Here is a 13,031-nt window from a genome sequence, read left to right as displayed (position 1 = left end):
TATGAATATTTGTTCAGGATTGCAGTTCGGGGAACAAGGCAAAATCGGGGAACCCGCAAGATCGGTCGATGAAACCGGAACATCGATGATCTCCTGCCGTTCAGCAGGAGAGGTGCAGGCGACTGTGGCTAGCTGTGCAATTGGGGTTCCTGCCGATGACGCTTCCGGCCAAGCTTGGTCCGACCCAGGAAATTAAGGCGCTCGCGCCTCATGGCCCTGGATTAGGGACCTTCGGCGTGATCGCGTTGATTGTCACCGCGCTTTACGTCGGTCGCGACGTCTTCGTCCCGGTCGCCCTGGCGATCCTGTTCAGCTTCGTGTTGGCTCCTCTGGTCAAAGTCCTGCGGCGCCTGAAAATTCCACGCTCGCTCGCCGTCATAACCATCGTCGTCGTCGCGTTTGCAGGGGTCAGCGCGCTGGCAATGATGATGGCGACGCAGGCGACGCAATTGGCCTCCGATCTCCCGCGGTACCAGAACACGATCCGCGAAAAAATATCATCGCTGCGCGGTTCGGGTTCCGGCGGCGGCGTTCTTTCACGGGCCGCCGACGTCCTTCAAGAACTCGGGAAGGAGCTTGATAGGGCGCCCGAACAGCCGGTCCCCGAGGCTTTTGGAGCGCCAAAGGCTCCTCCTGAACAGCGCCCCATTCCCGTCGAGGTCCATCAGCCCAATCCTGGCGCGCTTCAGACGCTTCGGGCGTTTCTGGTCCCCTTGATTCACCCGTTGGCGACGACGGGCATCGTGGTGATCTTTGTTATCTTCATCTTGCTTCAGCGTGAGGATCTCCGGAATCGATTCATTCGGCTGACCGGTGCCTATGATCTGCAAAAGACCACGGCTGCATTCGACGATGCGGCGTCGCGCTTGAGCCGGCTTTTTTTGACCCAGCTTGCCGTGAACGCTGGTTTCGGGCTTGTCATTGGCCTCGGCCTCTGGGCGATCGGCGTGCCGAGCCCCGCGCTATGGGGCATCCTGACGGCGGTCTTGAGATTTATTCCCTATATCGGCGCGATCTTCTCCGCAGCCTTTCCTCTGACGATCGCAGCGGCCGTCGATCCAGGCTGGACGATGCTGCTCTGGACCGCAGCCTTGTTTCTGATCGCCGAGCCGGTCGCGGGACATGTGATCGAGCCGCTGGTTTATGGGCAGTCGACAGGGATGTCCCCCGTTGCAATCGTCGTCGCCGCGACGTTCTGGACATGGCTGTGGGGACCGATTGGCCTCGTTCTCGCGACGCCTCTAACGGTCTGCCTGGTTGTACTTGGCCGGCACGTCGAGCGGCTCGAGTTCCTCGACGTCCTTCTAGGCGACCGTCCAGCCCTGTCGGCGCCAGAAATCTTCTATCAGCGTATCCTGGCTGGCGATCCCGCCGAGGCAGCCGACAAGGCCGAACAGGTTTTGAAGGAGCGATCGCTGTCGGCTTACTATGAGACCGTTGCAGTGGAGGGATTGCGACTGGCCTCCGCGGATGCCCTCCGCGGCGTCCTTGACGATGCCCGAATGGTAGGTCTCCTCGAAGCCGTTCGCGAGGTCGTCGACGATCTTGCCGATCACGACGACATGAAGCCGCAGAACGGAAAAACCCCGACGGACGCCGAGACCGAAGCAACCGTCATCGAGACAAACGAGATGCAGGGCACGGCGGACCTACAGGTTCTGGCTCCCGAAGACCTGGCCGAAACCTACAGGACGCCGCAACCGGTCCTGTTCATAGCAGGGCAAAACCAGCTCGACGAAGCCATCGCAGTGATGCTGGCACAAGTCGTCGAGAAGCATGGTGTCTCAACGCGTATCGAACCATCCAATAGCCTGTCGACGCGCAATATTTTCACGCTCAGCACCGATGGTGTGGCGCTTGTCTGTCTTTGCTATCTCAACGGCAATAGTATTGCGAATATGCGATATGCTGTAAAGCGCCTTCGCCGGAAGATGCCGGCTGCGACGATCGTGATCGTGGTGCTAACGCTTGCGCCAAACGAGACTGGCGACCAGCTCATGGATGCGGCAAAGCCCGATCGCGTCGCCGTGACCTTCCGCGAGGCAGTTCGATTTTGCCTGGAGGACGCGACGGCTTGTTCTGCCCCGCCTGTAAGGACGCCCCAGGTCCTTGAATCTGCACGCCAAACCTGACCCGGTCATCTGAGGTTCATTCTTGGCCGGATTACCTGAATTTGCTGTTGGCTGTGACGATTTGCTTTCGAGACCGATACGTCACGCTTAATGGCAGTCTTTGAGATGCGGCAGATTGAGAAACGAGATTTGTCGTATACCCGGCACATTGTGCAGTTGACCTGGGGGGCGTTTTTGCCCGCCTCACTCGCCTTAAAGAGCCGTAATCGGTGCCTTGCGACACACCCAAGGCGTAGAGAGCCTCGATACCGTATAGAGTTCAGTGCTCCCGCAACCTTTCCAATCGAGGCTCACTGTGCCGTTTCGCCACTGGACATCAGATAGCCTGCGCCGAGCCATCCATGCTGCGGGCGTCGCCCTGTGGTCATGGAACGTCGCGGAAGACACGTTCGTCATGGACGAACAGGGCTTCGAGATGTGGTCCGTGGAGCAGACAGATGACCTGAAGTTCGAGGACTTGTCGGCGCGCATCCACCCAGCGGATCGCGACCGTGTCCGTGCCGCTTTCACTGCGACGCGCGGCGTCGAGGGCGCTTACGAAACCGACTTCCGCATCATGGTCGGCGACGACATCCGCTGGATTTCCGCGCGCGGCCTGGGCAACGATTCCGGCATGCATGAGGGTCATTTGTACGGGATCTTCCTGGACGTGACCGGCCGCAAGCAGGCCGAGGAGGGCCATGAGCTTCTCGCCGGCGAGATGAGCCATCGGGTCAAGAATCTGTTGGCGATCGCATCGGGACTGACCCAGATCGCCTCCCGGTCGTCGAGCACGGCTGCCGAGATGGCCAAGGACCTGACGACCCGCCTGACGTCGCTGGGCAGGGCCCACGACTTGGTGCGTCCACTTCCCGGCCATCAGGGCACCGCAGCCCTGCTCGGCGACCTGTTGTCGATCCTGCTGTCGCCATATGAGGATATGGGCGCATTCAGCGGTCGAATCCGTGTCGCGGTTCCCCGCATGGGTGTCGGTGAGGGCGCGGCGACCACGCTGGCGCTAGTCATCCACGAATTGGCCACCAACTCAGTGAAGTACGGCGCACTGTCGTCCAACGAGGGGACGCTGGACGTATCCGGCTCGCTGGAGGGCGACGACATCAAGATCGTCTGGATGGAGCGGGGCGGCCCCAGCGTCGAGCCGTCGAAGGTCAACGGTTATGGCAGCAGGCTGGTTGCCCGCAGCGTTAATGGGCAGCTCAATGGAGTGATCGACTACGCATGGGAACCGGAGGGGCTCATCGTGACGCTGACACTCAGGGTCGCGAAGCTGGCCAACTAATCGAATGCGGCCAGCACCTTTAGGAGGTCGTACTCCGCATATGGCTTCCTGACGAACACGATCTTCTCTGGCATGTCGGCGACCAACGGCGAGACGCGGCCCGACGCCAGGATGAGCACGGCGGGCGGCATCGCTTGTGGACATCATGATCAACTGATTAGCCCCTGGAGGCTGTTAGGGTCTTGCGGAGCCCGAATGTCGGGCTTGTCCTGACCAAAAGGAGAGACGATGCGGAGGCGGGGGAGATATGTGTGGTCGACGGGACTGTATGACGCATGCGGTTCAGCGGAACGAACCGGTCGGCTGACGGTTGAAGCGTTGCCGGGGAGGCGACGTCATGCCGAAAGCGATTTCCACCGATGATGCTTTGGATGGCGGGGACTCCAAGCCCGTGCCCATACGATTCCGGCCGCTGCATGGCTTTCTAAAGTTGATCGTCGAGACTGACTCGTCTCGCTCGCTGCTCAGCCGCTTCCGGGCCGGGACGATCCTTTTCGCGCTACTCGCAGCATTTGGAGGCGTTGGGTACTTCTTGCCGGCGTTCCTCTCCCGATATTTTTGATGTCCTCGTTTCGCCGGATCAGAGCCTGCCTTCGTCAGAGGTCGCTGCCCAACAGCCTATACCGAAACCTTGAATCTCGGGCGCCTCTAGCGCACCGCGCAACACCGATTTCGGCTGCGAGTGAGGGCCTGCCCGCCTGTCGCCTACCCAAAGGGGAAGCTGTCTAGGCCATGGAATCGCGAGCGAGTCATGCGTTGGTTGGGCTGTTGACCCTCGCGGTTCTGGCTGCGCTATTCGGGTTCGCTTATTGGTTCAGCAGCGGCGGCGGCGTCGATAAGGCGGAAGTTCGCCTTCTCTTCAACGACAAAGTCTCGGGCCTTGGGCAGGGTACCAACGTGCTTTTCAACGGCCTGCGCGTCGGCGAGGTGACGCAAATCAGCCTCCAGCCTGACGATCCACGCCAAATCTATGCTATCATCAAGGTTGACCAGTCGACACCACTCCGCGCCGATACCCGCGCCCGCATTGAGGCCCAGGGTTTTGCCGGTGTTGTCGCCGTGCAGCTTCTCGGTGGCGACCCCAATTCGCCGGTTTTGACCGCACAAGCGGGTGAGCCCTTTCCGACCATAACCGCCGAACGCTCCGAAGATATCCTCGAGACGGCTCGCACGATCGCCAAGCGCGTCGACGACGCCCTTGGCGGCATCGAGGGGCTAGTCAAGGACAATGCGGGCCCGATCAGCGACACGATTAGGAGCACGGAACAATTCGCGGCTGCACTCGGCGACAGTTCCGGCGGCGTCGATAAGTTGATGAAGAGCATCGGTTCAGTGGCCGAGTTCACCGCCCCGCTTACGCAGAAGCTAGGCGCGTTCAGTCAGGAACTAACCGAGACCATTCGCTCGGTGGATCAACAGAATATCACGTCGGTCGTCGAAAACGTTGAGGAGTTCACCGCGACGCTGGGAGGCGCTGGTAGTGATGTCGGCAAGAGAGTGAAGGATGTCGCCTCAATTGCCGAAAAGCTCAACAGGTCGGCCAATCACGTAGAGGACGTGCTGAAGGGTGCGCAGGCCTTCCTGAACACGGCCTCGGGCCAGGACGGCCGCAATGCCTTCTCCGATATCAGGGATGTCGCGAAGTCGATCCGCGTGCTTGCCGACAACCTCGACCAGCGTACGGCAGAGATTACCGCTGAAATCACCCGCTTAACGGGTGCCGGTCTGAGGAGTGTTGAAACCTTGACGACCGACGGACGGCGCGCGCTAACAGGCTTTAGTCGTAACTTACGGGCAGTTGAACGGGACCCGCAGCGGTTAATTCTTGGAAGTAAGCCCCAGCTCCCTCAATACAATGGAGCCCGGTAGCTTGCGCGTCCGCATCAACACGGCGCTCGACGACCGGACGATCGTGGCGGAATCGGCTGGTGGGAGGCATGCGTGCGGCCGGGGCTCGGCGGCGGCGCGATCACCGGCTCCGACACGACGAATATCAACGCCGCCCTAGAGCATTTTCGAGCGAAGTGGGCACCGGTTCGCGTGAAGAAAATGCGATAAAACAATAAGTTAGAGCATTTCCGCGATTCGAAGAAACGCGGAAATGCTCTAGAAGATGCGCAGCGCGATCCCGACCAATCTCTGCGGCTCGCCGGGCGTCAACAAGGCGATGACGGATGCGCTGCTGCGGCTAGCCCTGCCGCGCTTCGACATCTTCACCGAGGCTTGTTCTGCGCCGGGCGAGATGCCCGCCGAACTGGAAGCGCAGACCGTGACGATCGCGGGAACGGGAGAATCCTTCCTCTGGACGCCCGCAGCCGGCCCCATCCTCGATGCCGCGCTCGCGGTTGGCCTGTCGCTGCCGAGCGGCTGCCGGGGCGGCCAATGCGAAAGCTGCTCGGGTCGCGTCGTCGAGGGACGCTTCGCCCATATGCTCGATGTCGACGGCGAGCCCGATCAATGCCTGACCTGCCGGGCCGTTCCGCTCTCCGCTCTCACAATCGCGTTCTGAGCTCGGCTCGCTGCCACGACCCGGCGCCCCTGTAACGACAGCGTGTCGGCCCGACCGGGTTTACGCTACGACGGCCTTCAAGCGCGCCTATGGCGTCGCGCCGAAGCCGGTGGGACGCCGCCGGTCGGCAAGCGGTTGCGGAGCGCCTTGAGTCTATCCCTTCAAACCGCAAGATCGGTCGAGCCGATTACGGCCATCGGCGACTAACTGGCGGCGCCACGGAGGAAGGGACCAAGAGACGATGAAGGCGGCGCTTGAAAACTACCATGCCCGGATGCAGCGGGTGCTGGACCATATAGACCGGCACCTGGACGATGATCTCGGTCTGGACGTGTTGAGCGGCGTCGCGGCCTTCTCGAAATTCCATTTCCACCGGCAGTTCATGTCCACCTTCGGGGTGTCCGTGCATCGCTATGTCCAGCTTGCCCGCATGAAGCGCGCTTCGTACCGGCTGGCCTACAGGGACGCCCAAAGCGTCACCGACATTGCGATGGATGCCGGTTACGATGCGCCTGATGCCTTCGCCCGCGCCTTTCGGCAACGGTTCGGACAATCGCCTTCGTCATTCCGGAAATCTCCCGACTGGGAGCCGTGGCTTGCGGCCTTCGGGCCTTTCGACGATGCGAGGAGCAAGCTCATGCAGACGACATTCACCGCTGACGACGTGATCATCCGCGATGTGCCGACAACGCCGGTGGCGATCATGGAGCATCGCGGCGATCCGGCGACGCTGGGCGCCACGATCCAGCGCTTCATCGCCTGGCGCAAGGCCGCCGGCCTGCACCCCAGTACGAGCCCGACCTTCAATGTCTGGCGTTCCGAGCGGCGGCCCGCGTCTCCGGCCGACTACAGCAACGACCTTTGTGCCGGGACCGACCGGCCGATCGAGGCGCATGGCGAGCCGATCAAGGCCGGCGAGATCCCAGGCGGACGCTGCGCGGTGCTGCGCGTCGTCGGCAACACCCATAATCTGGAGCCCGCCGCGCTCTATTTGTATCGCGACTGGCTCCCAGCCAGCGGCGAGGAAGCCCGCGACTTCCCGATCTACTGCCAGCGGCTGAGCCTGTTCCCGGAGGTGCCGGAGCATGAGGCGGTCGCCGAGCTGTTCCTGCCGCTGAAATAGCGACTTGCGACGGCGGCCTGTCCCTTTCAATCGCTGGAAGCGGTCAGGCTATCGTCCGTACGTCCCGTCCAGGCGGAAGCGCGCGAGCGGTTTGCCCTCGGCACTAGAAGATGAATTGCGCCCAGCCGGCAAGAAACTCGCCGCTGCCGGCCCCAGCCTGCTTCAGCCGCTCGCCGGGCGTGTAATGGACATAAGTCCCGCCGATGGTCAGGTGCTCGGTCGCGCTCCAGCTCAGGGCCAGGCTGGTCTGCTGGCCGATGAAGCGGCCGGTTCCCCCAGCGCTGCCCCGAACCGGGCTGAGCGGCGGCGCATAGAAGGCGTCCGCCTCCGCCTGTTTCCAGAGCGGGTTCCAGCCGAGCGTCAGGCTCAGCTTCGGCGTGAGCGACACGGTCAGATTTGGCTGGATGTCGAGCAGGTTGGCCGGCGCGGCGAGGTTCGCTTCCGAGAAATAGGGCAATTTCGGAAACAGCGGATTGAAGGTGCCGAGCCGGTTGTCGCGCAGGTTCCTGTCGCCGCTGATCGCGTCGGCGTTCAGGCCCAGGCGCGGCGAGAAGGGCAGATCGGCAAAGCTGTAGCCAAGATTGGCCGAAACGGTCCAGGCGCGGATATCGGCCGTCCCGAAGCTGCCGAACTGGTAGGCCGCCTCGACATTCCAGTCGAAGCCGCTGCGCTTGCCGAAGAGCCGTGTGCCGAGCGTGTGCCGATGCTCGGTTGCGGTGCCTTGCGCGAAGCGGGCTTCGTCGCGCTCCAGCCCGAGATAGTAGAGGTCGGCCTTGAGGCCGGGCAGGGCAGGGATCGCGGTCGTCGCATAGGCGCCCCAGAAGAGTTGGGTCCTGTCATTGCTGTCGTTGAAGTTCCCAAGCTGCGGCGAGACCGGGCGAACCAGGAAAGCGTCGATCCGCGTATCGCCCGCGCCGATCCAGGCGGCGCGAACGCCGTCGAAGGCGCGGCGGATATTCGGGCTCTCGCGCACCGAGACGAGCCGCGAGGAGCCGAAGCTCATCTCCTGGCGGCCGCCGCGTAGCATGATCTGGCCGCCCGCCGTCGGGAGCGTCACCTCGCCGAAGGCCTGCAGGATATCGAGCTCGTCCTTCTGCGTCGGCGGCGGCGTGCCGGCCCAGCCCGGCGCGAAACCGCTGGCCAGTTCGAGGAAAGCCCGGGCATAGGGGCCCAGATGCAGGTCCGCGAACAGGAAGGAGCGCAGCAGCGTATAGTCGTTGCGCCGGGGAGCGCCGAGGCCGAAGACCGGAGCGCGTGCGGATTCATAGCGCGCCCTGAGCTCGCCGCCCAGGGTCAGATAGACCGAGCCCGTGCCGTTCAGCGGGATCCATTTCAGCGGGTCGAACGGGTCGGTCCGCAAGGCCGGGTCGCGCAGCGGCGACCAATCCTCGTTGAAGCGGAGGCTTTCATAGGCAGGCCGGCCGGCAGAGCTCTGGGCCGCTGCCGTTCCCCCCAGCCCGAGCAGCCCGAGCAGCGCGAGCAGCGCCGGGCCGGCGAGGCGCCGCAGGCAACGACCCCGCCGGAAAGCCGGGCACGCGGCGCTCATGCCCCGCGCTCCGCCGGGGCAGCGCGATCCTCGCGCTGCGCCGAAAGCCCGAGCAGGTGCCGGATGACGGGCGCCTCCGGCCCGGCATGGAAGCGCGCCGCCTCGGCCTGGATATCGGCATCGGCCCGCGAGACGCGCTTGTGCTGGCGCAGATGCTCGGCCCAGGACTCGACCATGAACCATTCGACGATGCGCTCGGGATCGGCGGCGTCCTCGGCGACGCCCCAGGCGAAGGCGCCGTCGCGCCGCCGCTCCGGCGCGAGCCGGGCGATGGCCGCCAGGAAACCGGCGCGGTTCTCGCGGGCGATGCGGTATTCGATCGTGATCATCACCGGGCCGCGATCATGCTCGACCGGTTCGACGATGGCGGGCTCGGGCCAATGCGAGGACGGCGTCAGATCGGCCTCTCCCGCCGGCAGCGGCAGGCGCAGGGCGGCGAAGGCGACGACGCTGAGCGCCAGCGCCGCCGCGACCAGCGTGCCGTGAAGGCCGATCGCCTCCGCGACGATGCCCCAGAGCAGGCTGCCGGCGGCCGAGGCGCCGTTGAACACCGTCAGGTAGAGCGCCAGGCCGCGGCCGCGCACCCAGTTCGGCAGGATCGCCTGGATGGTGCCGTTCAGCGTGGTCAGCGCCGCGATCCAGGCCCCGCCGAGGATGAAGAGCAGGATCACCGCGAGCCATTGCGGCGGCACGGCTGCCAGCGCCGCGATGATCGCGGCGGTGACGAGGGCGGCGCCGAGCATGAGGCCGTCGACGCCCGTTCGCCCTCGGATCTGCGGCAGCAGGACCGCGCCGCAGATCGCCCCGGCGCCGACCGCACCGAGAAGCAGCCCGTAAAAGCCGGCGCCGCCTTCGAGCAGCCGGCGCGCCACCAGCGGCAGCAGCGCCCAGACCGCGCTGGCGCAGATGAAGAACAGCGTGGCGCGCAGCAGGACGCGATGCAGCTCGCGGCTGGCGCGGGCATAGCGCAGCCCGGCCCGGAAGGCGCCGCCGAAATGCTCGCGCAGCGCGTCATCGGCCTCGGCCGGGCGCCGCCACCAGACCAGGGCGGCGATGACGAAGACATAGCTCAGCACGTCCGCGCCATAAGTCGCGGCCGCCCCGAAGGCGACGAGCAGCGCGCCGCCGAGCGCCGGGCCGATCGAGCGGGCGATGTTGAAACCGAGCGAGTTGAGCGCCACCGCATTGCGCAGGTCCGGCTTCGGCACGAGCTCGGGCACGATCGACTGCCAGGCCGGCCCCATCAGCGCCGCGCCGACGCCGCCGAGAAAGGTCAGCCCGACCAGGATCGCGACGCTCAGCCTGTCGGCGAGCGCCAGGGTGAGCAGCGCGGTGCTGATAAGGCCGAGCAGGATCTGCACGCCGATCAGGAGCTTGCGGCGGTCGACGATGTCGGAGAGCACGCCGGCGGGGATCGCCAGCAGGAAGATCGGCAAGGTGCCGGCGACCTGGATCATCGCCACGGCCGAGGGCGAGCCGGAAAGGTCGGTCACCAGCCAGGCGCTGGCGACGTCACGCATGAAGCTGCCGATATTGCCCAGGATCGTCGCCGCCCAGAGCACGGCGAAGACGGGCCGGCGCAGCGGCGAGAAGGCCGAGGGGGCCGGCGCCTTCGGGGGCGTGTTCGGGGTCTCGGCCATCACGGTCGCGCCTTGCCGCTGGAGCGCGCCGCCAGGATCGCCAGCAGCGCGAGGCCGCCGATGATCGAGACATGCTCGAAGAAGATGTTCTGGTGCAGCACGCGCTCGGCAGCCGGCTTCACCCAGAAGGCATGGGCGAAGAGCGTCGCGATGGCGGTGAAGCCGGCGAGCGCCACCGCGCCGATCCAGGCGTGGCGGCCGCCTGCGATCAGCAGGGCGGAGCCGCCGAGCTGGGTCGCGATGACGAGCACGGCGAAGAGAGCCGCCGGCTCTAAGCCGGTCAGGCCGCGGACCTCGATCGTCGCGCCGCCGAAGTCGGCGAGCTTGGCGAGGCCGCTGAGCAGGAAGGGCAGGGCGACCGCAATCCGGGCGAGAAGCGCCAGCCAGGAGCGGCCGAGCAGGGTTTCAACGGCCGGCTGGACGGCAGGGAGCGGCGAGGCCGACATGTGCGAATCCTTCGATGATCTCTGGCGTTCAGGCTCAGAAGGCCCAGCAGGAGCAGCCGAGTGCGCCCCAGAAGGCGCCCTCGTCGCGGGCTGGGGTGGCGGCCGCGAGCGCGCCGGCATGAGCGTGGCCATGGACGCCGCAGGCGCTGGCGCAGCCGCAGGCGGCGGCGAAGGCGTATTTGCGCTCGTCCAGCGCCGCGCGCTTCTGATAGCCGCCAAAACTCCTGACCGGCGACCAGTCCGGCATCGCCGGCGGCAAGGGGGGCGCAAGGCCGGCATAGTCGCCCGCGCCATGGACCGGCTTGCCGCCGAGCAGGGTCAGCACGCTCTCGATGTCCTGGATCTCGTCCTCGGGCACCGACATGTAGTCGCGGTCGAGCACCACGAGATCGGCGAGTTGGCCGGCCTTGATCTGGCCCTTCTTGCCCTCCTCGGTCGAGAACCAGCTATTGGCCTGGGTCCAGAGCCGGAGCGCGCTCTCGCGGTCGAGCAGGTTGCGCTGCGGGTAGAGCTTGAGCCCGCCCAGCGTCCGGCCGGTGACGAGCCAGGCCAGCGAGACCCAGGGGTTGTAGCTGGCGACGCGGGTCGCATCCGTGCCGGCGCCGACCGGCACGCCGGCCTCCAGCATGCGCGCGATCGGCGGGGTGCGCTCCGCCGCCTTGGCGCCGTAGCGCTCGACGAAATACTCGCCCTGGAAGCTCATGCGATGCTGCACGGCGATGCCGCCGCCGAGCGCGGCGATGCGGTCGATATTGCGGTCGCTGATCGTCTCGCAATGGTCGAAGAACCAGTGCAGGCCCTTCAGCGGCACGTCGCGATCGACCTTCTCGAAGACGTCGAGCGCCCGCGTGATGGTCTCGTCATAGGTGGCGTGCAGGCGCCAGGGCCAGCGGTTCTCGGCGAGCAGGCGCACGACGGGCTCGAGATCGCCTTCCATGGACGGCGGCATCTCCGGGCGCTCGACCCGGAAATCCTCGAAATCGGCGGCGGAATAGACCAGCATCTCGCCGGCGCCGTTATGGCGGTAGAGATCGTCGCCCTGACCCGGCTTGACCTGCTTCGACCAGCTCTGGAAATCCGCCAGCTCCTGCTTGGGCTTCTGGGTGAAGAGGTTGTAGGCGATGCGCAGGCTGAGCTCGCCATCGGCGTGGAGCTTCTCGATGACGGCGTAGTCCTCGGGATAGTTCTGAAAGCCGCCGCCGGCATCGATCACGGTGGTGACGCCGAGCCGGTTCAGCTCGCGCATGAAATGCCGGGTCGAGTTGAGCTGGTATTCCGGCGGCAGCTTGGGCCCCTTGGCCAGGGTTGCGTAGAGGATGGTGGCGTTGGGCTTGGCGAGCAGCAGCCCGGTCGGATTGCCGGCGGCGTCGCGCTGGATCTCGCCGCCCGGCGGGTTGGGCGTGTCCCTGGTGTAGCCGGCGGCGCGCAAGGCGGCGCCGTTGAGCAATGCGCGGTCGTAGAGGTGCAGGATGAAGACCGGCGTGTCGGGCGCGATCGCGTTGATCTCGTCCAGCGTCGGCAGGCGCTTCTCGACGAATTGATGCTCGGTGAAGCCGCCGACGACGCGCACCCATTGCGGCGGCGGCGTCACGGCGACCTGGCGCTTCAGCATCTCCAGGGCCTGGCCGAGCGAGCGCACCCCGTCCCAGCGCAGCTCCATATTGTAGTTCAGCCCGCCGCGGATGATGTGCATGTGGCTGTCGATCAGCCCGGGCACGGCGCGCCGGCCGCCGAGATCGATGATCCCGGTATCCGGCCCGGCGAGCGCCCGCATCTCGTGCTCGGAGCCGGCGCCGATGAAGCGCCCGTCCGCGATCGCCACCGCTTGCGGGTTCGGATTGGTCTGGTCGAGGGTGGTGAAGCGGCCGTTCACCAGAATGAGGTCCGCGATCATGGTGCTGGCTCCCGAGCCGGAGGTCTGGGCTGTGGCGGATCCGCCGAGAAGGGCCGACAGGGCGCCGGCCGCGCCGCCGATGGCGGCCTGTCTGCGTGTCGGGTTCATGAGGGGCTGCCTGCGCCGGGTTCGCGGCCGCCATCCTTGGCTGCGGTCCGCGCCGGCAAGGCGCCGAAGACGTGCTCGCCGCATTCGCGCTGCAGCCAGCCGAGGCTGAGCCCCTCGCCGGCGATGACGCGCTTGGCGATCGGCACGATCTGCTCGCCGGCCAGGATGCCGAGCAGGCCGACCAGCGCCACCACGGGCGGCGCCGGCGAGCGCAGGTCGAGCAGGCTGTAGATCACGCCGACGAGCAGGCCGGCGCCCAGCGAGGCGAGATAGAGTTTCATGATGTCTCCCGGTCGTGGTGTGACATGTCTTGGCGCAAGGTCTTCGTGCAAGGTCGCGGTGCGGCTGTGCCGC

10 protein-coding genes are annotated in these 13,031 nt (G+C 65.7%); 5 read left to right on the top strand and 5 right to left on the bottom strand.

The annotated features are described in order from the left end of the window. Positions 1 to 155 precede the first annotated feature (155 nt). The 5 genes from CYD53_RS10535 to CYD53_RS10510 all read left to right on the top strand — a co-directional run bounded on the left by CYD53_RS10535 (position 156) and on the right by CYD53_RS10510 (position 7,043). On the top strand, positions 156 to 2,132 hold the full coding sequence (locus CYD53_RS10535; RefSeq protein WP_103718294.1) for an AI-2E family transporter: 1,977 nt from the start codon (positions 156 to 158) through the stop codon (positions 2,130 to 2,132). Between the two features lie 295 nt (positions 2,133 to 2,427). Then, positions 2,428 to 3,411, top strand: coding sequence for a sensor histidine kinase (locus CYD53_RS10530; RefSeq protein WP_245928184.1), 984 nt, complete (start codon positions 2,428 to 2,430; stop codon positions 3,409 to 3,411). 768 nt (positions 3,412 to 4,179) lie between these two features. Then, complete coding sequence (locus CYD53_RS10520) at positions 4,180 to 5,280, top strand: MlaD family protein (RefSeq protein WP_181011802.1); 1,101 nt, start codon at positions 4,180 to 4,182, stop codon at positions 5,278 to 5,280. Between the two features lie 244 nt (positions 5,281 to 5,524). Beyond that, positions 5,525 to 5,920: a 2Fe-2S iron-sulfur cluster-binding protein gene (locus CYD53_RS10515; RefSeq protein ID WP_103718050.1), complete on the top strand. Its 396-nt coding sequence runs from the start codon at positions 5,525 to 5,527 to the stop codon at positions 5,918 to 5,920. Between the two features lie 241 nt (positions 5,921 to 6,161). Further along, positions 6,162 to 7,043 (top strand): AraC family transcriptional regulator, encoded by an 882-nt coding sequence (locus tag CYD53_RS10510; protein ID WP_103718049.1) that lies wholly within the window; start codon positions 6,162 to 6,164, stop codon positions 7,041 to 7,043. A gap of 103 nt (positions 7,044 to 7,146) precedes the next feature. Here the strand turns inward: CYD53_RS10510 and CYD53_RS10505 are convergent, their stop codons facing one another. From CYD53_RS10505 to CYD53_RS10485, 5 genes are read right to left on the bottom strand one after another with little or no spacing between them, the layout of a single operon-like run. Then, positions 7,147 to 8,589 carry an alginate export family protein gene (locus tag CYD53_RS10505; RefSeq protein ID WP_103718048.1) on the bottom strand — a complete coding sequence of 481 codons (1,443 nt, stop codon included), beginning with the start codon at positions 8,587 to 8,589 and terminating at the stop codon, positions 7,147 to 7,149. Beyond that, on the bottom strand, positions 8,586 to 10,229 hold the full coding sequence (locus CYD53_RS10500) for an MFS transporter (protein WP_103718047.1): 1,644 nt from the start codon (positions 10,227 to 10,229) through the stop codon (positions 8,586 to 8,588). The genes CYD53_RS10505 and CYD53_RS10500 overlap by 4 nt, the downstream gene beginning before the upstream one ends. Beyond that, on the bottom strand, positions 10,229 to 10,675 hold the full coding sequence (locus CYD53_RS10495) for a DoxX family protein (protein ID WP_181011801.1): 447 nt from the start codon (positions 10,673 to 10,675) through the stop codon (positions 10,229 to 10,231). Before CYD53_RS10495 ends, CYD53_RS10500 begins: the two co-directional genes overlap by 1 nt. A gap of 34 nt (positions 10,676 to 10,709) precedes the next feature. After that, entirely contained in the window at positions 10,710 to 12,677 is a 1,968-nt protein-coding gene (locus CYD53_RS10490; RefSeq protein ID WP_103718045.1) for an amidohydrolase, read from the bottom strand. Further along, positions 12,674 to 12,958 (bottom strand): XapX domain-containing protein, encoded by a 285-nt coding sequence (locus CYD53_RS10485; protein ID WP_103718044.1) that lies wholly within the window; start codon positions 12,956 to 12,958, stop codon positions 12,674 to 12,676. Before CYD53_RS10485 ends, CYD53_RS10490 begins: the two co-directional genes overlap by 4 nt. Positions 12,959 to 13,031 lie beyond the last annotated feature (73 nt).

The organism is Allobosea psychrotolerans, assembly GCF_002917105.1.
Classification (GTDB): Bacteria; Pseudomonadota; Alphaproteobacteria; order Rhizobiales; family Beijerinckiaceae; genus Allobosea; species Allobosea psychrotolerans.
This window is presented reverse-complemented; position numbering and strand designations above follow the sequence as displayed.